Annotated in this window: 12 protein-coding genes and 1 pseudogene; 8 read left to right on the forward strand and 5 right to left on the reverse strand. The window is 33.8% G+C overall.

Annotation, left to right across the window (positions count from 1 at the left end; translation table 11 throughout):
- Nucleotides 1–534: 534 nt before the first annotated feature.
- The 3 genes from RINTHH_RS09935 to RINTHH_RS09945 all read left to right on the forward strand — a co-directional run bounded on the left by RINTHH_RS09935 (nt 535) and on the right by RINTHH_RS09945 (nt 4637).
- The gene (locus tag RINTHH_RS09935; protein ID WP_008236053.1) at nt 535–1578 is read left to right on the forward strand and encodes an aspartate-semialdehyde dehydrogenase; all 1044 of its coding nucleotides are present in this window, start codon (nt 535–537) and stop codon (nt 1576–1578) included.
- Nucleotides 1579–1723: 145 nt separating this feature from the next.
- Nucleotides 1724–2614, forward strand: coding sequence for a 4-hydroxy-tetrahydrodipicolinate synthase (dapA, locus tag RINTHH_RS09940; protein WP_008236054.1), 891 nt, complete (start codon nt 1724–1726; stop codon nt 2612–2614).
- Between the two features lie 250 nt (nt 2615–2864).
- Nucleotides 2865–4637: a ribonuclease J gene (locus RINTHH_RS09945; RefSeq protein ID WP_008236055.1), complete on the forward strand. Its 1773-nt coding sequence runs from the start codon at nt 2865–2867 to the stop codon at nt 4635–4637.
- A gap of 1132 nt (nt 4638–5769) precedes the next feature.
- On the opposite strand, the gene RINTHH_RS09950 is transcribed toward RINTHH_RS09945, so the two are convergent.
- Nucleotides 5770–7647 carry a caspase family protein gene (locus RINTHH_RS09950; protein ID WP_008236057.1) on the reverse strand — a complete coding sequence of 626 codons (1878 nt, stop codon included), beginning with the start codon at nt 7645–7647 and terminating at the stop codon, nt 5770–5772.
- Nucleotides 7648–9487: 1840 nt separating this feature from the next.
- On the opposite strand from RINTHH_RS09950, the gene rpmF reads away from it, so the two are divergent.
- Nucleotides 9488–9661, forward strand: a complete 174-nt coding sequence (gene rpmF / locus RINTHH_RS09960) for a 50S ribosomal protein L32 (protein WP_044305025.1) — start codon at nt 9488–9490, stop codon at nt 9659–9661.
- A gap of 1688 nt (nt 9662–11349) precedes the next feature.
- On the opposite strand, the gene RINTHH_RS09965 is transcribed toward rpmF, so the two are convergent.
- The 4 genes from RINTHH_RS09965 to sufR form a co-directional block, all read right to left on the reverse strand.
- On the reverse strand, nt 11350–12732 hold the full coding sequence (locus RINTHH_RS09965; protein WP_044305019.1) for an aldehyde dehydrogenase: 1383 nt from the start codon (nt 12730–12732) through the stop codon (nt 11350–11352).
- Between the two features lie 6 nt (nt 12733–12738).
- Complete coding sequence (locus RINTHH_RS09970) at nt 12739–13833, reverse strand: hybrid sensor histidine kinase/response regulator (RefSeq protein ID WP_008236061.1); 1095 nt, start codon at nt 13831–13833, stop codon at nt 12739–12741.
- Between the two features lie 3295 nt (nt 13834–17128).
- The gene (locus tag RINTHH_RS09980; RefSeq protein WP_008236066.1) at nt 17129–17377 is read right to left on the reverse strand and encodes a hypothetical protein; all 249 of its coding nucleotides are present in this window, start codon (nt 17375–17377) and stop codon (nt 17129–17131) included.
- Nucleotides 17378–17497: 120 nt separating this feature from the next.
- Nucleotides 17498–18175 (reverse strand): iron-sulfur cluster biosynthesis transcriptional regulator SufR, encoded by a 678-nt coding sequence (sufR, locus tag RINTHH_RS09985; RefSeq protein ID WP_008236068.1) that lies wholly within the window; start codon nt 18173–18175, stop codon nt 17498–17500.
- Nucleotides 18176–18402: 227 nt separating this feature from the next.
- On the opposite strand from sufR, the gene sufB reads away from it, so the two are divergent.
- The 4 genes and pseudogenes from sufB to RINTHH_RS10005 all read left to right on the forward strand — a co-directional run bounded on the left by sufB (nt 18403) and on the right by RINTHH_RS10005 (nt 23491).
- Nucleotides 18403–19839 carry a Fe-S cluster assembly protein SufB gene (gene sufB, locus RINTHH_RS09990; protein WP_008236070.1) on the forward strand — a complete coding sequence of 479 codons (1437 nt, stop codon included), beginning with the start codon at nt 18403–18405 and terminating at the stop codon, nt 19837–19839.
- A gap of 223 nt (nt 19840–20062) precedes the next feature.
- A complete protein-coding gene (gene sufC, locus RINTHH_RS09995; protein ID WP_008236072.1) occupies nt 20063–20851 on the forward strand; it encodes a Fe-S cluster assembly ATPase SufC in 789 nt (262 codons plus the stop codon).
- Nucleotides 20851–22194, forward strand: coding sequence for a Fe-S cluster assembly protein SufD (sufD, locus tag RINTHH_RS10000; RefSeq protein ID WP_008236074.1), 1344 nt, complete (start codon nt 20851–20853; stop codon nt 22192–22194). The genes sufC and sufD overlap by 1 nt, the downstream gene beginning before the upstream one ends.
- Before the next feature lie 35 nt (nt 22195–22229).
- A pseudogene (locus RINTHH_RS10005) lies at nt 22230–23491 on the forward strand (SufS family cysteine desulfurase).
- Nucleotides 23492–24684: the final 1193 nt, after the last annotated feature.

Below are 24684 nucleotides of genomic sequence, written 5' to 3' on the forward strand. Positions count from 1 at the left end.
TTTTATCTCATCGCTAATAAACATAGGCTTACAAGTAACGCCTTATACCACTAGTAATTCTAACTAATATGCAAAATTCATTCTACTCATTTTTTTGCAGTGAAAACATATACTATAAGAGTCCTAATTAAGAATGAGGAAATTTTTGATGTATGCTGTCTGGTTTAGACTAATTACTATATAAGTAATTTTAACAATATCGGGGGTTGTATTTTTCACGAGTTTCTGCAAGGTTTATTTTGCTTGCATTTCACAACAAAGAAATATCTTAACTAGGATAAGGAGAAACATTTACTATTAGGACGTCTGCAACATTATTATTAATTTTTAATTAGTAAAAGTAGATTCCTATAATGATTATTATTAAGTGATTCTGTATCGTTATCCTGAGCAGTTACTGTATATGTTGACGAGTGGATACACAATTACAATTTGATTGAAAAACCCCTCATTAACTTTAAATTTATTTTTAGTCCCGGCAATTATCAACTTCAGTGATAAATGACGAAAATTTTAACTTAGAAGGAGAAGAGTGTGGCTAAAAATTATAACATTGCTATTTTAGGAGCTACTGGTGCAGTAGGGAAAGAACTACTGGAGCTATTAGATAGCAGGGACTTTCCTGTTGCGGACTTAAGACTTTTAGCCTCTAACCGTAGTGTAGGGGAAAGGTTAAGCTTCAAAGGAGCAAATATTCTGGTTGAGGAAGCTAGTGATCACGCCCTGAGTAATGTGGATATTGTCTTAGCAAGTGCAGGTAGTTCCATTTCTAAAACCTTAGGACCTATAGCAGTGGAAAAAGGGGCAATTGTGATTGACAATTCTAGTGCTTTTCGTATGTCTCCAGAAGTCCCCTTAGTAATCCCGGAAGTGAATCCCAATGCAATAACTAAGCATCAAGGTATTATCGCTAATCCAAACTGTACAACCATTTTAATGGCCTTGGTGGTATGGCCCTTACACCAAGTACAACAAGTCAAACGTATTGTGGCAGCAACTTATCAATCTGCTAGTGGTGCAGGTGCAAAGGCTATAGCAGAGGTGAAAACACAAGCCCAGGAAATTTTAGAAGGTAGAAAACCAACTACAGAGGTATTTCCCTATCCTCTGGCTTTCAATTTATTTCCCCATAATTCACCATTAAATGACTTTGGCTATTGTGAGGAGGAAATGAAAATGGTGAATGAGACCCGTAAAATTTTTAATGATAGTAATATCAGAATTTCCGCAACTTGTGTACGGGTTCCCGTACTGCGGGCACACTCGGAAGCGATTAACCTGGAGTTTAATGAACCATTTTTTTCAGATAAAGCCAGAGAAATTTTAAGCCGCGCACCTGGTGTTAAATTAGTAGAAGATTGGCAAGCAAATCATTTCCCTATGCCCATAGCAGCCAGTGGCGAAAACGATGTTTTAGTCGGAAGAATTCGTCAGGATATTTCCCACCCTTGTGGATTAGAACTATGGCTGTGTGGAGACCAAATTCGTAAGGGGGCTGCGCTCAATGCTATACAGATAAGTGAATTACTAGTAGAAAGACAATTGGTTAAAGGAGCAAAACTATCGATTTCCAGTTGATGGTAATAGTGTTTACTCCACAATTATAATTAAAAGTGTCAATAAGAGTAGCACCTTTGACAGACAAAATGTCAGACGAAATGTCACAGTAAACCCCTCCAATCATTAGATACAAATCAAGGAGGGAATTTAGGAGTGAAAAAGGGTGGTATATTTTGGTAGAGTTCTAACCGCAATGATTACACCGTTCGCACTAGACGGTAGTGTTGACTATAATACGGCTGCTGAGTTGGCATCATATTTGTTGAATAATGGTACAGACACATTGGTAGTTTGTGGCACTACAGGTGAATCGGCTACTCTTACCTGGGAAGAGGAGTATCAACTATTTCAAGTTATTCTAGAAGCAAGCGCAGGTATAGGTAAGGTAATCGCAGGGTGTGGATCTAACTCCACTAAAGAGGCAATCATGGCTACTAATAAGGCTGCTAAAATAGGCGTGCATGGCGTTTTACAGGTTGTTCCTTACTACATTAAGCCACCACAAGAAGGACTATATGAACATTTTAAAACAATTGCCCAAGCATCTCCAGAACTACCACTATTGCTATACAATGTTCCAAGTCGAACTGGACAGAATCTAGATGCTGATACTGTTGCTCGTTTAGCAGAAATAGAAAATATTATTGGTATAAAAGAGGCAAGTGGAAATTTAGACCAAGTCAGTACAATTCGTCGTTTGGTACCTGCAGAATTTCAAATTTACTCTGGTGATGATTCCCTGACACTTCCCATGTTAGCCATTGGGGCTAATGGGGTAATCAGTGTGGCTTCCCATCTGGTAGGAAAAGAATTACAACAGATGATTCAGACTTTTAGTGAAGGAGAAGCCCAGCTTGCTAGCCAAATACATTTAAGACTTTTCCCTCTATTTAAGGCATTGTTTTCAACAACCAGCCCAATTCCAGTCAAGAAAGCGTTAGAAATGCAAGGCTGGAAAGTGGGTTCTCCTCGACCACCACTATGTGAGATGCCATCAACAACTAAACAAAAATTAGAGAATGTATTAAAAGAACTCAATTTAATTTATACCTGATTTTTTGCATATAAGAGATTCGAGTACTGATGTACAACCTCTAGCCAATAGTTGGTGTTCCTATTAACATAATTCACAACAAATTTATGATTGCATCTTCAATCACATTACCCCATTAAACACTGAGTTATAAGTTGGCTATTTTTTAGACAACTGTATCCAAATTGCTGTTTTTAAATTGATCACGATTTTTTTTGATTACTTATTTGCAAACTTATTAACTACTATTCAAGAATAACCTTAGGAGAAAATGGCTAAGAAGGAAAATAAATCTACCCTGAAAATTATTCCCTTGGGAGGCTTACATGAGATTGGTAAAAATACTTGTGTTTTCGAATACGAGGACGAAATTCTTTTATTGGATGCTGGATTAGCGTTTCCTACAGACGGAATGCACGGTGTAAATATTGTTCTGCCAGATACAACTTATCTACGAGAAAATAGTCATAAGATCAAAGGGATGATTGTTACCCATGGTCATGAAGACCATATTGGGGGTATAGCTTTTCATCTCAAACAATTTGATATACCGGTAATTTGTGGACCTAGACTGGCAATGGCTATGCTGGAGGGTAAATTGGAAGAAGCGGGAGTACGTGACCGCACAAAAATAAATACAGTCATGCCTAGAGACATAGTCCGTATTGGTAAATCCTTTGTAATTGAGTACATACGGAATACCCACTCTATGGCCGACAGCTTTACCGTAGCAATTCTTACTCCACTAGGAGTAGTTATACATACAGGAGATTTTAAATTCGATCATACTCCTGTAGATGGGGAGCATTTTGACCTGCAGAAATTAGCAGAGCATGGGGAGAAAGGGGTACTATGCCTTATGAGCGATTCCACAAACTCGGAAGTAACCGGATTTACCCCTTCCGAAAGATCAGTTTACCCCAACTTAGAGCGAATTTTCTGTCAAAGTGAAGGACGATTATTTGTTACTACCTTTGCTTCAAGCGTACATCGCATCAATATGATTTTGCAGTTAGCAGAGAAGCATAATAGAACTGTCTCAATAGTTGGACGTTCTATGTTGAATTTGATTGCCCATGCACGTAACCTGAATTATATCAAGTGTGATGATAACCTACTCAAGCCATTACATATGGTAAGGAATTTACCGGACGAGAACATATTAATTTTAACTACTGGTTCTCAGGGTGAACACATGGCAGCACTATCTCGAATTGCGAGGAAAGAACATCCTCATATTAATATTAGGGAAGGTGATACAGTAGTATTTTCTGCTAATCCAATTCCAGGAAATACTATTGCTGTTGTCAACACCATTGATAAGTTGATGATGCAGGGAGCAAAAGTAATTTACGGACGTAACCAAGGAGTGCATGTCTCTGGACATGGATGCCAAGAAGATCAAAAATTGATGATTGCTTTAACTAGGCCCAAATTTTTCCTGCCTGTTCATGGTGAACATCGGATGCTGGTAAAGCACTCTGAAACAGCTCAATCTATGGGTATACCCCGGGAAAATATAGTAATTATTGATAATGGTAATATAGTAGAACTTGCTGAAGAATCCATTAAAGTTTTAGGAAAAGTACCTTCAGGGATTGAATTAGTCGATACATCTAGTTCTGGCATGGTGAGTGCAAAAGTGCTTCAAGAAAGACAAGTCATGGCGAATGAAGGCATCGTCACAATTGCTACAGCTATTGACTGGAGTGGCAAGTTACTTGCAAAACCAGAGATTCATTTGCGGGGTGTGGTAACTTGTATTGAGAAATCACTACTACAAAAGCTAGTACAACAGCGCATTGAAGAAAGCCTCAGTTTACATTGGCAAGAATTATCCCATTGTGTTGATAATGGTGATTCTGAAGTTGACTGGAGCGGATTAGAAGGAATTCTAGAGCGAGAGTTAATACGTTTTTTAAAACGAGAGCTACAGTGTCAGCCAAACGTAACTTTATTGATACAAATTCCGGAGGCTCCCGCAGCCAAGGTAACTGATGGGAGAAGAAGACGTACTCGAACTACAGCACAAGTAGCTTCATAATAATGAAGTCAGCCGTAGAAAATAAAGAAATTCTTCATCTTCTCTGGACACTCTTCTAAGTAGATAATTTTAATGAATTATCAGTTTTTTAGACTGCCATATTTGTTTTTCTGAATATATTTTCCATTTGTTCTCCAATAAAAGCCATGAATTCATTGGGTTTTATCCTAAATAAATGAAAGTTATTGGGGAACAAAGACACAAAAGAATTTTAGCAACGAGATAGGATAACTAATAAAATACTGGATAGGTATTAAACCTAATAAAATTTCATATGGACAATGACCATATTATATGAAAATTTCTCAATCCTTATTAGTAACTTTTTGCATTATCTACTAATAATAAACAAGTATCATTACAACCCCAATATATATTTAAGGCAGGCAGTATAAGTCTTAATGATGCAAGAACTAATGGAAAAATAGCCATGTATTTTATTCTGCTTCAAACTTTGCCCAAAATTTGACTTAACATAAACTTTGTCCAAGTTTATGCCATGCTCAATTTGATTACTGGGTAAAATGATAGAAGAAATATTATATAAGTGATAGAAGTTATTTTTGGATAACAACATAGCATTATTAGATAATAGCCAAGTGTGAATATATTACATAAATAAAAAATCAATGATAATTTTTGCTGTTTGGGTTTGATATACCAAGTAGAATATAGTTAATTCGAACTAAAGTTTCTCTTTTATCTGAAATCTATTTGACTGTATTTATATATAAAATACAGAAGTATATGTCGTAGTATATTAGAATGATTTAAGTTATTAATTAACAACAAAAACACTATTGATACAGTTTTCCTCTTTTACAATTCCTTTTCGGGTATGACATTAATTATTTAGTAGACTCCCATTTCAAATTTTTCCAATTTCATAATATTTAACCATCTTTACTAGGATTTTATAAATCGACTACAAGTTAGCTTTGTCTTATACTTTGGTATCTGTTAGATGAGTATAGATAAACCCCAGCATGAGACTTGTTATTATGTATAATGCTGCTCATATATCAAAGTGCAACAACCACAGGCCTTTTCGAAAAGTTAGGGTGAGGTATACAAGCCCTATATTTAGAAGATTATTAACAATGGGGACTATACACTATTTCTTATTTTTCATCTATTGCCTTTTCTGCCATTGTTTAATTGCATCTTGGGCTTTTTTATAAATAGGTGCATTTTCTGGCACTAAAGTAGCAGTTTGGATTGCATTTTTTAGTTGACCTCGATTAGCTCTTTTTTGGGCGATATCTAAAATTTTTTCGCTCCATTTAGCAATAGATTTTTGAGCATTCTCATAACCCAACTCTCCAGCAGATATTTTTGTTGCTACTGCAATAGCTCGATTATATGTAGATGCTTGTCTATTCTTAATTAGTAGTTTGGCTGCATCAAGCAGGTTTTTGTTGGTAAAATACTCTTGTGCTTGAAGTTGCCATTTTTTTACGGCAATCTGGACTTTAGAATACAAAAGATTATCCTTCGAGATTAATTTGGCAGCAGCAATTGCAGTACCATATTTTCCACGTTTAGCACGACCTTCTGCCAAGTTGAAAATCATCAAGCTCCAAATCTGGATATTTTCCTGGGCCTCTTCATACATTGCTTCTCCTGGTTTAATCTGACGAGCAATGGTAATAGCTTGATTCAAATCAGTTGCTTGGTCTTTATTCAATGACATTTTTGCCAAACTTAATAGTGCTTGGTTTTGCTTTTCTGTATTTGAGGTAAGAGTGTTTTGGGGTTTAGAGGTAGCAACAACAGATGGTGGAAGATTTGTACCCTTAAGCTTAGGCAGCATTTTCACATCGGTTTGTCTTTGACTAAAATTTATATCGCCAGAATTATCTTGTTGTATCCCACCTTTATTACTTTGAAAACCAGTTTGATTACGAAGTATAACTGCTACTATCAAACCCAAGAATACTAATGTACTTGCTCCCCACAGCAACATTTGTTTGCTAATAGAGTTTTTTTCTTCTCGTTCATTTTTTAAGATAGGTTCTGGGAATTCCTGAATCGCAGTAATTGGATTAGGAGATTGCCTAAATTCGGGAAATTGTGGTAGATGTGGTGGTGATACTGGAGAAATAGAAGTTTCCACATTATAATCACTTTGATTGGGTTGCCAATTTGTATAATTTTTGAAGTAGTTTTCTTGTAACCTTGGTGCAGCTTTGTCTGTAGAGAATATTTCCCCAGAAATATTTGTATTTGTCGATTGAGCTTGACTAGGTTTATTTTTTAACTTATCTATACCCAGGACTTTAGAGATACTCTCAAGTCCTGGATTATCAGAACCAATAATAGTTACAGGATTTTGCATTGGTCGCCAATAATGCTGACACATTTCTGGAGTTCGAATACTGAGGTAACCTTCCAAATCGGTAATATTCCTACCATATCCTGAGTATAAAGCTTCTAGAAGAGCAGCAGTAAAAAAACCATGGCCTAGTTTCCGACTTTCGTGGGAAAACTGCTCTGGTTGGCAAGAAAGGATAGTAGAAATTTTTAGTTCTTGGGCTAAATCTATAGTTTCTTGTCCCACATAATTATTACCCTGACTGCCAAAAGTCCGGTTGAAATCAAACAGAACAAGAGAATTAACACCAGTAATTTGAATTACTTGTAATAAACTACGTACATCAATTCCAGTTTCCTCAATACAATCAGAATTACCAGCAATGGGCATTATGTAATCTTTTCCATTTTGGTTGACTCCATAACCACTGAAAAAAACCCAAAGTTTATCTTGGGGCTGCCAATGAGATGCTGCTAAGTCTTCGACTAATCGCAGAATATTATTTTTAGTGGGATAGGTAGATCTATCTCCAAATGGAGCCGAGGTATCTGTCATTAACAAACATTTTTGAGATAGAAAACCACCTTCAGTAACCAAATAATCCCTGAGTGCATCAGCATCTGCTTGGGCGCAACCTAGGGGCTGAAAAAATTGGTATTGATTAATGCCAATAGTGATCGCCCAGTTGTTTGCCATGGCGCTGTTCTTAAATAGTAGTTTGCTGAAGTGAAAATTGTAACGGTTGGTTTTGCAATTAAAACAAGACTAATCGAGTCCTTGATAGTCTAGGTGATTATGATTCAACCCTAGATTAACTGAATTTTGCATTGGTTAAATTGCCAATTAAAGTACTTCCACTAAGTTTAAATTTACCAATTTGATTTAGAAGTAAAAAGGTAATTAGTCGGAAATATAGATGCCAACCATTACAAACTATCTCCTTGCCAACGAGGAGGGTAGGAGAAAGTCTTATTTCCTTTATGCCATCAATTGTAAACATAATCCGGAGAGGTGCTAATAGATTTAAGCTTATTTTTGTTTATTCCTGCTATACCTATGCAGTTTCTCTTAAAAGGAATTGTAGCTCAGATAGAATAAGCATACATAACTAGGACTAACCTATCTCCATAAAAAATCGAACAAACCCTTATTTCTCTTGACTAGAAGTAGAAGCAGTTACAAGAATTACTGTTCAAGGTAGTTGCAACCAAGATATTTTAATAAAAATATATCCATAGTTTTCTTGGTAAATAAACACAGTAAAATCTTTATAAAAAGAGCCATTAATAACACAATTAGCTCAAAAAATTAAGTGTTAAATACTACAATTTTGTCATAATATTAGTTTTACCTGTAAGATACAACATAGCTTATGTAAAAACATATAAAATAAACATTGATTAGTCATATAGTACACTTGAATAAGTGTATCAATAGCTGGTTCAGAAATTGTACATATTTGAAGATGGGAAATATGCTTACCTATACTTTGCATTAGGGTATATCTATAATCAGATAACTTTTGACCTTAATATTAGTCTTCTGCAGTAAGGTAACAACTTATGGAATATTCATAAGCCATAAATCAAAATCAAGCGAGTAGTATACCCAATAAAATGATCAATGATAAAAATTCAACCTAGCAAGAAAGACAATCTAAATAAATATGGCAACATACAATATAGTAGATTTTTAGGAGTATAACTCTTGGATATGCCAGGGGAAAAAGCTAATCTTAATTTATTAGATAATAGTAATTACTCTAGAAGCACAATATACTTCTGAAGTTTTACTTAACACTAAAACTAACTTAAATGTTGTTTGTAGAAATATTGATATTTTTTCCTTAAGTATAGAGATTCAGATTGGCTTTCAAAGGATATTTGGTACATTGAGAGGTTAACATCCAACACTAAATAGAACCTAGCTACCTTTGCCTTGAACATTATCTACTTTGTTTGCCTTATTAATCCTTGTGTATTTGATTTTACTAAACTTTTCCCATTTACTCAGCTCATAATAAAATCAGGCCATTTTAGCATCACAACAAACTAATAAGTCTCAACACACTAGTATTTATTCTAAAACTAATATGAATTATAGAAGGCAAAATTTCCTGGCAAAACCCACCATACCATGAACATAATAACTATGTTTTGCTTTTAAAAGCATAATAGTATATATCTATAACTTAACTAATTCTATTGATATTGACTTTAAGTAAATTCAAGTAAACCTATTATAAAATAAACTAGGATTTGAAGCCTAATCACAAACCATAGAGTCTTTAGAATATTTTAAGCAATGCAAGATTTTTTGTTGGTTTGGACTAGCTTGGTACTGTAACACTTATACGTGGATAGATTGAAATCACAGAATGAATTTAACAATCTCCATTTGACAGGTTTCTAAAAGCATTAGATGAATCTAAAAGGTTATCATAATAAAACTAAACTTATTTTTCCCTATTATCTCACCACAAACGCAATAATAGCATAGAATAATGAAGCTGTAAAAAATTGTAATGTCTGCTGTCATGGCTGTTCCTAAAAAGAAAACATCAAAGGCAAAACGAGACCAGCGTCGTGCTCACTGGAGACGTAAGGCCGGGTTTGAAGCGCAAAAAGCTTTATCTTTGGGTAAATCCATTTTAACTGGACGTTCTACATTTGTTTATCCTACAGAGAAGGAAGAAGAAGAGGAGGAATAATTTGGGCAATAGTTACCAGATTAAGATGTTAGGGTATATTGAAGTATTTTCAATGACCAACTCTCGCTTGTTTGTGTTTCCAATATTCTTCTCCCATAAGTTGTAATAATTCCTGGGCACTGACAACCCCGATTTCTATCTAAACAAATATTTATGGCAGGCCAGTTTAGCTAAGAAGTTGGGGAACCCTCAAAAAGTATTTAAAAACTTATTGGAGGTAAAAAATCATGCTATTATAGTGCTTAGGCACTATAAATACTAGTTGATTATAATAATGTGAAAAAGTATCCGAATCTTTTGGCTAATAAGCTATGGTATTATACCAAGGGTTAATATCCGAAATTCTTAAAACACTAGTTTGTTACCAAAATTTATGTAATCAAGACAAAGCTATCAATTTCCTCTAATTAAAAAAACTTGGGTAATCCCAAGATAGAATTCATTATTAAACTACATAAAATATTTTTCTTAAGATCTATATAGTTTTTATTGAGGTTGTTACCTATTATTGAGTAATACTTGCATTTAAACTAAAATAAGTTATTTACATATTCTAATATCACTATACTTTTAATACCTTGACTTTAGGTAATTATCTCAGATGAGTTCCTAAAAAATTTCATTTCTATCTAATTCAATTTTTAGGGATAATTAGATCCTACAATAGTAAATTATCATGCTTTCAAACAAGTAAAATTCTCACGATAGTTATTTGTATTTAGTATATATGCATAGTCCATAGCCGTAGAGTTATTTAGGTAATTCATGGACTCGTGAAACTCTTACTAATTAACTTTTAAAAAAAGATATATTTTTACCCAACTAGTTTTTAACTGAAATATTCGACATCTTTGCTATATAATTTTATCTAGGATTATTTATGACTTTATCCCAGTATAGATTTTAATGTAGACTTTGATTCAATAATATGGACTAACAATTATTGTAATTAGATATGTATTGGATAAGAATTAAAGCAATAGACTTTATTTAGTAAATGTATACCTAGCGATTTTTATTATGAGAGAGACCTATTTCCTATTCAAAACTTTAGTCTCAATTTTACCATTAGAAAATAATGATTTTTGGAATAGTACCAAATTAACTAATAAGTTCTAATACTCAGAATAGAATCAATCAATTTTTGAGAATATGGCGGATAGGTATTATTATGGAGAAACATTTTTATGGATTACTTTATAGGAATTTACGAGAGTTAACAAAAATTTATAATTGTGAATTAACACTTACTTTTTTCTCTAAAAAAGAACATTATAAGGATTGCTTACAATGAATAGTTTCTGACTATTTTAGAAAAATTAATATGTATATTAAAACAGAGCCTAGGAGAAAATCACTCAAATAACGGGTTTCCTTCGTTGAGAGGTTTCAGTATAAAGTTTCTATCAGATACTATAAGATATTTAATAGTTAAGAATTAGTGAAATTAATCAAAAAAACAAAATAGTAAAGTACACATAAAGACTTCAGCTAAACTATTTTATATTATTCCTAGTTAATTGATTTGAAAGTCATCCTAAGGTTTTTACCTTTTCTAGAATTAGTTAAGCTAAATTTATTATTAAGCCTTAACATGTATTAGTTTAAATTAACTAATACATGTTAAGGCTGTTTGGCCTCATTTATAATAGCCTCAGTTTCTAGCAAGTATCTAAATCCTATTGTCTTTAAAATTTAAGTAATCGCTTTAAAAAAGCTATTTTCCCCTGGTAGGGAGGATATCGCCAATCAATATCCAACCATTGAGGGTTTTTATATATACTTTTGTAGTGAGAAAATGTATCAAAACTTGCCTTACCATGATATTTACCCATACCACTACCACCAACACCTCCAAATGGCAAAGATGGAAGGCTAAAATGCATCATCGTATCATTGAGGCAAACTCCCCCTGATGTGGTTGACTCTATAACTTGCTTTTGAAGAGTTTTGTTACGGGAAAACAAGTACAAAGCCAAGGGTTTAGTATAAGAATTTATTGCCGCGATTGCTGAAAAAATATTTGTATATGTGATTATAGGCAAAATAGGACCAAAGATCTCTTCTTGCATCACATCATCTTCCCATGTAATAGAATCTATTACTGTTGGAGCAATATAGAGATCATCTCGATTTATTTTTCCTCCAATAACTATTTCTCCTGCTTTTAATAGCTTTTCAAGTCTGTCAAAATGTTTTTTGTTAATAATTCTGGCATAGTCAGGACTAAGTTGAGGATCATTACCATATGCTTTTTGTAAATGTTGTCTCATTTCCTCTAATAAATCATCTTTGATATGGTAATTCACCAACAAATAATCTGGTGCTAAACAACTTTGTCCAGCATTCAAGAATTTTCCCCAAGTCAGACGTTTAATAGTTTGCTTAATATCTATATCTGCATCAATAATACAGGGATTTTTCCCTCCCAACTCTAGAGTTACTGGCGTTAGGTGTTTTGCTGCAGCTGTCATGACAATTTTGGCAATGGAAGCAGAACCTGTAAAGAAAATATAGTCGAATTTCTCCGCGATTAGGTTTTGGCTAGTCTCTATACCTCCTTCTACTACTTTTATATATTCCGGATTAAATTTGTTTGCAATAATTTCAGCTACCAAACTGGAAGTATGAGGAGCTAGTTCTGACGGTTTAATTACAGCACAATTACCTGCCACGATAACACCAATCAAGGGCATAATTACCAACTGTAATGGGTAATTCCAAGAGCTAATAATCAAAGTAACCCCCAATGGTTCTGGGCGGACTATGGCTGATGCTGGTAGTAATTGCCAAGGTACTTTTACTTTTTGGGGACTACTCCAACATTTGAGGTATTTGAAAGCATTATCAATTTCTTTATTAATAATAGTTATTTCAGAAGTAAAGCATTCCAACATTGGTTTATGTAAATCCAGTTGTAAAGCCTTATAGATTCTGCCTTCACTATCAGCAATTAATTGTTTAAGCTGCTTTAATTGTTGCACTCTAAACTCAATATTACTAGTATTCCCGGCAGCGAAATATTCTCTTTGTTTGCAAATAATTTTACTGATAAAAGTGTTAGATGTCATACTTACTCATCCCTGTTCTACAGGTAAATTAACGGTAAATATACTACTTCTACCTGGTTCTGAAGTTACTTGAATACTACCTTGATGTGCTTCCACAATACGACGAGAAAGATATAATCCTAATCCACTACCTGAACGTTTATGGTTTCCAGGGCGAAATCTCTCAAATAAGGTGGCTTGTTCATCCAAGGGTATACCCTTACCTGTATCAGCCACTTCTATGTTTATATAATCATCTCTATGTTTAGACGCAGTTATTTTTAACTGAATAAAACCACTATCGGTGAATTTAATGGCATTACCAACCAAATTAGTAAATAGCCGATGTAATTCCAAGCGGTCGCCCATTATGCTAGTGTTGAAATCATTTATGTATTCAATATTTATACTTAATTTTTTCTCTTCTGCTAGTGGGATTAACCCATCAACAACTTCATTTATTAGCTCTTTAATCTCAACTAGTTGAAAGACTAGATTTTTGCGTCCTGCTTCAAAACAATAGACTTCTAATAAGGTATTTACCATCGAAAGCAAGTTATTATTACTACGTGCCATAATAGTCATTGCCTCTATCATAGATGGTGATAGTTCTCCTAAAGCACCTTCTAGGAATAATGACATTATGCGTTCTGCCGCAACTAAGGGAGTACGTAAGTCGTGAGTAAGACGAGATACAAAGTCTTGACATTGGCGATCGATTTCATCTCTTTCATTTATGCTATGTTTCAAACGAACTAGTGATCTTACCCTTGCCAACAATTCATCTACTATTACTGGTTTTCGGATGAAGTCATCTACATCCAAGTTTAATCTATACACCACATTGGATGAATTATGAGCAGTAATTAATAAGATTGGCACAAATGATATATCTGGATGTGTCCTAATTCTTTCAGTGACTTCATAGCTATCTATCCCTGGCATCATCGCATTAAGTAATATTAGGTCAAAAATAGATGTAGTAATTTTTGCCAATGCAGCAGGGCCATTATCTGTTGCAGTTACGGCATAACCTTCTTCCTCTAAAATGGTTTTGATGAAAAAAATATCGTCAGGAGAATCGTCTACAACTAATATTTTATCAGTAGGTGATACATCCATGAGGCATTTACCCAGAGGACAATGATTTTATCATGTATATTAAAGCATTAAGTATGGAAACTCACTATACAGAAACCATCATTTCACAGATGATAAGATGTAATTTCTTAGAGGGTAATTATTATATATTAACGACTTTAAGTTTTTATAGAGAAAGAAATTTCTTATTTCGAACAGTATAAATCTGCTATATTTGCAAGATAAAAATTACTGGGGTGTATTCCTTTCAGTCAAGTCATACCACAAATTGGGCTGTACTAAAGCTACCAGAGTTGAAGTTATTCTCAGAAATCTGTAACAAATAAAATTAATAGCTTCAACAATCCATACCACGTAGAAATAGCTAAGGTTTTCCTAGTCAATAGTAGCTTCCATAATATCTAACTTCTGATTCAGCCTAATTTACTACTTTGTATACATACTATTTTAACTTAGCAATACTAATTTTATTAGTTAATATGAATTTCTAAAAAACGCTCGCGCAAATTATATCTCAAGTACATACAGAAAAATAATAGCTATTTATAATCCTACTAAAATTCTTGTTAACTGATATCCTGAGCTTCGTAGTACTATTCACCTGCAATAAATTTTAGTGTTATTCAAGTATTGGAAATTGTAAGGTTAATACTCCTAAAACAATATCAATGAGAGTACATGAGCATAGACATCACATATCTAATTTTTTATGAATTCATATTACTGAATAGAGTTGCTGTTATAGCGAATAATAGTTTAACCGACATTCTCCACTGTTTAGACTCATACATATAGCAAGTGTCACACTTGCTATATATAAACTTTGATTTCAACACAACTTAATTAATGATTTCTACTCCGAATAGTATGTAAAGCCTTGATGTGGTAATTAAGAATTACCAAGAAATTATAATAAATATTCAATTAGTAGTAAAAAGAGATATGAACTTTTATAAAAGGTTTTTTACACTAGATAGTAGCAAGATATAAGCCCTAAGAATAATTTTACAAAATGTAATTATGCAAACATTTTATATATTAAACTATATTAATTGGACACAAATTAGGCAAGGTTAACTTAGCATGAATTTTTAGCTTATAATACTAAGACTATTACATTATGTACAAACTAATTATATAATTAGTAATTGAGTAGATTTCAGAAATAATATTTACTCTAATTCGTATTAGGGAGAAATATATAACTAAGGAAAATAATGCTAAAATATAAAGCTGTACTCTAGGCTATAAAATTAGCTATAGTTATTATCCCAACTTTAAACTTACGACCCAAAGATAATCAAAATAACTTGATATCTAATAAAATTACCCAAATAGGTTTGCTATTTATTCATGCAGCAATTATAGTATTAAACTATGATTTTCTCAATAGGAAAAAATATAATAATGCTGATATTAACATATGAAGGTTCATTTTCAACAAGCTGATATTCCGAGTTAAATGGGTAAAAAATCCCTAATTCCTAACCTAAGTCTTGAGCAGAGTTTTCGCTGTTAGCCTTTAATATATTGAATTGATACAGGAGTAGAATTTGATAATTAGAAAGATACTAATCAATTTTCTCATTAATGTTGCCAGGTAACAAATTCCATGTGACAATATTTATCAGTGATATTAGTTTTTAATCTAAGCAGAAAAAACTTTGGGTAATTTATCCGGATGCAGTGGAAAACAGAAGTATCAGTGAAGTGGAGAGTTTAAAAACAAACATCTGCTCATGCATGCTTTTATTTTACTTTTCTTTACTGCTTTAATTGTAACACCCTTAAATTTAAACTATATCCAAAATATAGGGGTATCTCCTTCTGAAGATTCTGATACTGTTACATTGGTAAGATGTCGACTAAGAAGATGTAGGCAGTACAGAGGCAGTGGTAGAAGAATGGCTTTAAATGGAAATATTGCCAAAAAAACTTTAGTTTAGTAATAGATGAAGATAATGTAAGTTTTTGGATAGATTTCTTATGCTAAAGTACATTAGCGGATTTACGTTGATGTATTCTTCCAATGACTTGTGTTAGGTTTCTTGCTGTTGCCATATTACTTTTAAATTCTTGAAATAGTACTGTTGTCGTACTTAACTTTTATGGTGTTCTACATATGCAAGTATAAATGTTAATTAGAGCTTATTCATTTTTACCAGCAGGTGCTTTCCTCATATTGCTGAGGTTAATTAATTATGATTTTTAGTTATTTTTGAATAAGTGAACAGATAGTGGGAGGCAAAGTCCGTAATACTGCTATATTATTCATACATATTATTATATTCAACGGTAACTCTTAGGTTTTGCCTGAATGGGTGTTATTTTGTAAACCCTCCTGTGCTAAAGCATTAATATTGCTTCATGCAATTCATGTTATTTCAGACAGTAATAAGTAATTAGATGAAGATAAATATAAGGAAATATAATTTAGGTTTAATAGATTTTACTTACATCTTGTTTGTTAATTTTATCTAAACTAGTGCATAATAATGCCATTAATATTAAACTTATGTATAAATTTTTGAAGGTATAATTTAATCAATTAAGATACTTTGAATATTGCGTTTATACTAAGTCTCTTCTTATTTAAGACTTGCTAATGATTAAAGTGAATCTTTCATTGTGTGTATGCAGAATTACATATAATATGAGCAATACACATTTTTTGTTAGTGACTGGGATAACACAGCAAAATAATCATTATTCTGTGTTTTGTTTGATTAAACCGCATATAATTCAAAAGCAGTTAGTACGAAGTACTATCCTGGCTAGGTTAAGATTCCATTAACTGTTATAAATTGTCTCTAAATTCTAATATTAAAACTCAGCTTTCACAAAATGATTGTTAATTGCAAGAATTCTTTTGTAGTTCGAAGAATACCCGTATTCAAAAATCTCTACAACGTTTGATAGAGTTTATAAAACAAGTGAAGCCATATTTGTTTATGATCCTAAGAAAATTATTTTGGAAGCTTTATTTGGTATTACTCATTATTTTACGTAGCTAGGTTTTTGACTATGTTATGATGTCTATGGTTTGTATTGCTATTATGTGAGGTTCCTTACCTTAGATAACTTAAACTCAATATAAATTCCCATCATTTTTAATGCTTGTGGTGTATGTGTCCACCATTTTTTATAAAGAAACTCATAATTCCCAGGAAAAGTGTTCTTTATAATCTATTTATAAGCAGGATAAATTCTTGTGAGAATACATCAATTTATTTTCTTTATCCTAATAAGGATACAGTAAAATATGTATTTATAATTTTTTCATATATTATTTACTATAAATTTAAATTTCCGAAAATTACCACTTGAGGTATGCAGCCTCAAGACCCTGCTCAACTTTAATTTTACTATCCTTCTCAAACCAAATAATCACATGCTCAGAAGTTAAGTCTTCTATAGCTAAATCATACTCCTGAGCTATGTATGTCAAAAGTCTCAATGACGAAATTGTCAAACGAGTTAGAAACTTTTCTGGGGAAGAGAGCAAAGCCTCATTAATCCTATTTAATTCTTCTACTGTTAAAAATTGTTCTGATGTTGAATTCATAAAATTGGCTCTATATTTAAACTGAATATTAAGGATGATAATATTTATATGGGCTAATGCAATTAGGTATTTTTATACCGAAATAATTAAAAGTGAATAACCTAAGTTATTCACTTTTAATTATTTCTTTATCTGTAGCAAATAACCACAATTATGCTCACCATTTATAATCCATTGAGTGCGTTCAACTGTGAAATCTGGTAGTATTGCGGTAAACATTTCCAATTCATGTTCACAAATGCTGGGGAAAGACTTAGCCACATTAGAAATCGTGCAATTATGTTCGACAAATAAAAAACGGCTACCAGCTTCATCCACTTGTGTTCTATTTGAATCTACAGCATAAAACTCTGCCATGTAGCCCTCATCTCTTCTTAATTTAGCTAATGCAGCAACTCTCTCCTTCAAGGAAGCATCACCCAAATGATTTCGGTACTCTTCAGCTTTCCGTTCCCACTGTTTTTTTAGAATACTACCAACCTGTTCCTGTCCAATGGTATCACTAACTGTGTCCAACAGAGAAACAGCAAAATCCCCACAACCATTTACAAGTTCCCGACTTAGTCTTTCCCTACCTTTATAACTTAATTTGTATACGTGTTGTGGTCTTCCAATTCCATCCGTCACTTTGGATGAGTACAATACAAGTCCTTCAGCCTGCAAACTTTTGAGATGCCGACGAACTGCTTGGGGACTTATATCCAAGAGTGCAACGAGTTCTGCAGTCTTAACTTGTGAATGCTTAAGTATATATTCCAATATATCATGCTTTGTTGAGGGCTGTTGGATAGTCACCATCGTCATCCCAAAAAATCACTTTAAAATTTTACTTTAACAACAATATTGTTGTTAATCTAGCGTAGAATAAGAACAGGTTAGACAATAATTCAGTAATTTTGGTAATTATACTTCATAATAACAGCCAAGCCACAAAGTTTGTCATTTAACTTGAAGGTAAGTGTTATGTAAAACTGACCTTCTACATCCCAAAGAAAAATCCTCAAAAACACAACCCAGAAAAACCAATGAGTGCCAGTGTTAAAACCCTAGTTAGTCAGCCATACAAGTACGGCTTTGTTACTGATATTGAGGCTGATACTATTCCCCGTGGACTAAATGAGGATATAATTAAGCTCATTTCTGCGAAAAAGAATGAACCAGAGTTCATGCTGGACTTTCGCCTCAAGGCTTATAGTAAATGGAAGAAAATGACGGAGCCAGACTGGGCAGATATTAATTATCCCCCAATCGATTATCAAAATATTATTTATTACTCTGCACCTAAGCAAGCTGAGAAGAAGAAAAGCTTGGATGAGGTAGATCCCACATTGTTAGAAACCTTTGAGAAGTTAGGTATTCCTCTTTCAGAGCAGAAAAGATTATCTAATGTAGCAGTAGATGCCATCTTCGATAGTATCTCCATTGCTACTACTTTCAAAGATAAGTTAGCAAAAGATGGAGTGATTTTCTGCTCCATCTCTGAGGCGATTAAAGAATATCCAGAATTGGTCAAGAAGTATTTGGGAAGTGTAGTTCCTATTGCAGATAACTATTTTTCAGCCCTAAATAGTGCTGTGTTTAGTGATGGCTCATTTGTATATATTCCCAAGGGTGTGAAGTGCCCAATGGAACTATCTACCTACTTCCGCATTAATTCTGGAGATACAGGGCAGTTTGAGCGTACATTGATTATTGCTGATGAAGGCAGTTATGTATCATATTTGGAAGGCTGTACCGCACCAATGTACGATACTAATCAGTTGCATGCGGCTGTGGTAGAACTTATTACCTTAGATAATGCGGAAATTAAGTATTCTACTGTCCAAAATTGGTATGCTGGCGATGAAAATGGGAAAGGAGGAATTTATAACTTTGTTACAAAACGAGGATTATGTCAGGGGATGAATTCCAAAATTTCCTGGACACAGGTTGAAACTGGTTCGGCAATTACTTGGAAGTACCCTAGTTGTGTATTAGTTGGTGATAATTCTGTAGGTAATTTTTACTCAGTGGCATTAACAAATAATATGCAGCAGGCTGATACAGGAACAAAAATGGTACATGTTGGCAATAATACTCGCAGTACTATCATTTCCAAGGGTATTTCTGCTGGTAAATCTAGTAATAGTTACCGCGGATTGGTAAAGATTAATCCTAATGCAGAGAGAACAATAAATTATTCCCAGTGCGACTCAATGTTAATAGGGGATAATGCTCATGCCAATACTTTCCCTTATATTCAAGTCCAAAATCAAACTGCAAAGGTGGAACATGAGGCTTCCATTTCCAGAATGGGAGAGGAGCAAATATTTTACTTTGCTCAACGGGGCATTTGCATGGAAGATGCAGTATCAATTATGGTCAGTGGCTTCTGCAAGGATGTGTTCAATCAATTACCAATGGAATTTGCCGTGGAGGCTGATAGACTGTTAAGTCTAAAGTTAGAAGGAAGTATTGGATAATATCATTTTTAGATGTTGAATTTTGAAATGTTTACAGTTAAATAAGTCCTTCAACTTTTATTACGTCTTACACAGTAAGTAAGTATTTATGGGGGATTTTACATTGCACTCATCTGAATTGATAGAAAACAGGCATTGGCTAAAATTTTTTCCAGGTTGCACTCTAATGAAGAATGCAGGGAATTAAATAAACAGAAATAGAGAGTTTAAGAGAGATAGAAGGATGATTGTAGAGAATGGCGAAGTGATTTTGTCTATTAGGGATTTAAGGGCAAATGTTTGTGGTAAAACAATTCTCAGGGGTGTAAATCTAGAAGTACGCGCAGGGGAAATCCATGCAATTATGGGGCCAAATGGTTCTGGTAAAAGTACTTTTGCCAAGGTTTTAGCAGGACATCCTACTTATGAGATGACTGGTGGAGAAGTGATTTTCCAGGGTAAGAATCTTTGTGAAATGCAGCCGGAAGAGAGGGCAAGACTTGGAGTATTTCTGGCATTTCAGTATCCTCTGGAAATTCCAGGGGTGAGTAATTTGGATTTCCTCAGGCTAGCTTACAATTCTAAACGCAATTACCAGGGTTTGGAGGAGATAGAACCCTTAGATTTTGAAGACTTAGTGCATGAAAAACTAGATATGGTTGGAATAGACCCAAATTTTTTAACTCGAAGTGTAAATGAGGGCTTTTCTGGTGGAGAAAAGAAGCGAAATGAGATTTTGCAAATGGCCATTTTAGAGCCTAAGTTAGCTATTCTGGATGAAATAGATTCTGGCCTGGACATTGATGCCCTGAGAAGTGTTGCAAATGGGGTAAATCAGCTAGCAAGTTCAGAAAATGCCACAATTATCATTACCCACTACCAAAGGCTACTTGATTATATTGTTCCAGATTATGTCCATATTATGGCAAGAGGGCAAATTGTTAAGTTTGATGGTAAGGAATTAGCTTTGGAATTGGAATCTCGTGGTTACAGTTGGATTTTAGAGGAAACTGAAGCAAAGGTGGGTGCATAATGAATATGCAAGTATTTCCCAATATGATCGCTAATTCTGATACTGCTGCTTTGAGTTCCACCTTGTTAAATAGAGACACTTATCTAGTAAACCTTTTAAATAAGGTAAGTGCAAGTAAAAGACAAGGTTGGTTGCAAGAATTAAAGGATCTTTCTGCTAATTATGTTCGTCATTCTGTAATTCCTAATACACGTGAGGAAGAATGGCAATTCACCGACTTATCTGCACTACGTAAGTTAGAGTTATCTGTGGGGAAGAAATATGATCTATCTGAGGATGATGTTCCATATTTTCCCGAAGCAAAAATACGATTGGTATTTATTAATAGTATATATACGCCAGAGTTATCAACCACTGCCAAATTGCCTAGTGGGGTTTTAGTTAGCAATTTGGCCAGTTTACCATTAGGACATATTGAAAGAGTACAACAGTATATAGCAAGATCAAAAGGTGATTGGGAAGTTTTTACTGCTTTGAATACGGCAGGAATTAATGATGTTGGGGTAGTATGGATATCTGAAAATGTGGTGCTGGAAGAACCTATTCACATAGTATTTATTACTGCTGGAGAAGAAGCAGCAGCAATTTCCCAACCCCGTTGTTTAGTAGTTGGGGAAACCAGCTCCCAGGCAACCTTGGTGGAAGAACATACAAACTACAAAAATACTAAGGGCGTATATTTTTCTAATTCAGTAACAGAGATTTTTGTCAATGAGAATGCCCAAATAAACCATACACGAATAGAAGCAGATAATATGGAGGCATTCCATATTGGTAAAACTACTGTTACTCAAGAGAAACACAGCTCTTATAGCTGTCATTCAATCTCCTTGGGAGGTAAACTATCCCGCCACAATTTAGAAATTTTACAAGCTGGTGAAGACACAGAAACTACCCTCAACGGTTTAACAATAATTGGTGGTCAACAATTAGCTGATACACATAGCGTAATTTTGCTGAATCATCCTCATGGTAAAAGTCGCCAGCTACATAAATACATTTTGGTGGACAAAGCCCATGGGATATTTAGCAGTAAGGTAGTTATGCCTAAATCTGCCCAGTTAAATGATGTGGAGCAGTTAAATCATAATTTGCTATTGTCCCCCAAAGCTAGGGTAGATACCAAACCCCAACTGTTAATTTCAGCAGATAATGTGAAATGCTCCCATGGTGCTACGACTAGCCAATTAGAAGACAATGAAATCTTCTACCTAAAAAGCCGTAGTCTTAATGAAGACAGCGCCCGTAAACTTTTAATTCAAGCCTTCGCAGCTGAAATTATTAACCGTATATCTTTACCCTCACTCCAGGAAAGACTAGTTAAAACAGTTAACCAGTTTTAGGTTTCTGAACCCAAAATCCAAAACCCAAAATTACCATGACTTTTACCCAAGAAAAAACCATTGCCAACAAAGTTCGTCGTGATTTCCCATTATTGCATCAGGAAGTCAACGGTAAACCCTTGATTTACTTAGACAGCGCTGCCACTTCCCAAAAGCCACAAGTTGTTATTAATGCCCTTCAAGATTACTATCAACAGTATAATTCCAATGTGCATCGTGGTGCACATACCCTCAGTTGTAAAGCTACTGATGCTTATGAGATAGCAAGGGATAAGGTAGCCAAGTTTATAAATGCTGCATCTCGCCAAGAACTTATTTTCACTCGCAATGCTACCGAAGCTATTAATTTAGTAGCATATAGTTGGGCAATGAATAATTTGCAACCAGGAGACGAAATTATTGTTACGGTGATGGAACATCATAGCAATCTTGTTCCTTGGCATTTTCTGGCAAAAAAAATGGTGTAGTCCTCAAATTCGTTGAATTGACACCAGCAAAAACCTTTGATCTTGATCATTTTAAAACTTTGCTTTCAGAGAGAACAAAACTAGTCTCCGTGGTTCATGTTTCCAATACATTGGGCTGTATTAACCCGGTATCAGAAATCAGCCGATTAGCACATTCATATGGGGCAAAAGTATTAATTGATGCCTGTCAGAGTACATCCCATATGTTTATTGATGTACAGCAAATCGATTGTGATTGGTTAGTGTCTTCTGGACATAAAATGTCTGCACCTACAGGAATTGGTTTCTTGTATGGTAAAAAAGAAGTACTAGAATCAATGCCACCTTTTTTAGGTGGTGGGTCAATGATTGCTGATGTATTTTTAGACTATTCCACTTATGGAGAATTACCATATAAATTTGAAGCAGGAACCCCTGCTATTGCAGAAGCAATTGCACTCGGTGTAGCCATAGATTATCTTAATAGTATAGGAATGAATGAAATTCATTCCTATGAAGCCGAGTTAACTGCTTATTTATTCCAACAATTAGATAAGATACCTCAAATAAAAACTTATGGCCCTTATCCTAATTCTCAGGTAGAAGGAAGAGCAGCATTGGCAGCATTCACAGCTGGGGGAGTTCATCCTAGCGACCTAGTAACATTATTAGACCAAGAAGGAGTTGCTATTCGTTCTGGGCACCATTGTACACAGCCTTTACACTATTATTTAGGCACTCCTGCCACTGCAAGGGTGAGTTTATCCTTTTATAACACCTATGAAGAAATAGATGTGTTTATTAAGGCATTGAATAATACATTAGATTTTTTTCATAATGTCTCCGGATAAATCTTGACCTACATTGACTTTAGTTACTAGGTTCTTCAGAGAGCAAGGTATGTTTTTGAGAAGCTTTCACTCAGCATGATCAATGTGAGTATGAGTGGGTAATAAATAATTGTTTGTGGGTGATATGAGTGAAATTTAGTGTAGGAACTTGGAACATTCACAAGATTGAGTTACCAACAATGTAAATAATAGTTAGGAGACTAGCATTATTATTTACATTAAATCACTTTTCAAACACCACCTTAACTAATTAGATAGTGGTAATCAGTTTATTTAAAAGCATCTCCCACTCTGGCTTAAAAATAAAACATAATCATCTTGTGTATTAGATTTGCTAAAATGCCTTGATTTTCATAAACAACATTTGATAAATACCATTACACCAGATGTTGTTTATGTTTTGTAATACTAAAAAGTCTACTGTACTTCTATCTTAACCTAAACCAGGTGAATCAGGAAATCAATTTATACTCTATGATCATTAATATTGCTTATTCAACTCTAAATATGTATAAAATCTGATAAAAACATTCCTCTTCTAAGAATGCTAATTACTAGTTTAGGAGTGTTACAGGGTGACGAGTATGATAGTCCCATTTTTCTTCAGCTTTAAAAAAAGGCCCAAAGTATTATGAATAACATCTATAATCAATGCTAATGAGAATATACAAATTGTGATGAATACATGTGCATAATACGTATACTTCGAATATATGTATATAAATTTAATTATGGTTAGATTATATTTATAATACTACAGAAAATATTAATAAAAAATAGGATTAAAAATTAAGAAATAAGGGGCTATTCACTATTTAAATCCAAATCAAAAACAGTTAGAAACGCTAGATATAGAATAATTTAATAATAATCAAAATCAACGTTAAATAAAAAAGATTACCAATTAAATATTGATTTTTCAAGTTTCTTTTAGAAAGAGGTAAATTTACTTACTGCTATATTAACTAAGTTAACAGTATATTCCTATAATTTTTTTTAAGTGGATAATTTTCTGATAGCTTGTAATTAAATAAATTAGATAAAGTACTCTCAAAGAGAAAATAAATATAATCATAGCTTGACTATATATTTTATATATTTAACTCGAAGAGGAAGTACAAATTGCTTTGATATGATGAGTTATAGTAATTAAAATAAAATAGTATCCGATAGCTATTTGTAAATATTGAATC

The organism is Richelia intracellularis HH01, from assembly GCF_000350105.1.
Taxonomy (GTDB): Bacteria; Cyanobacteriota; Cyanobacteriia; order Cyanobacteriales; family Nostocaceae; genus Richelia; species Richelia intracellularis.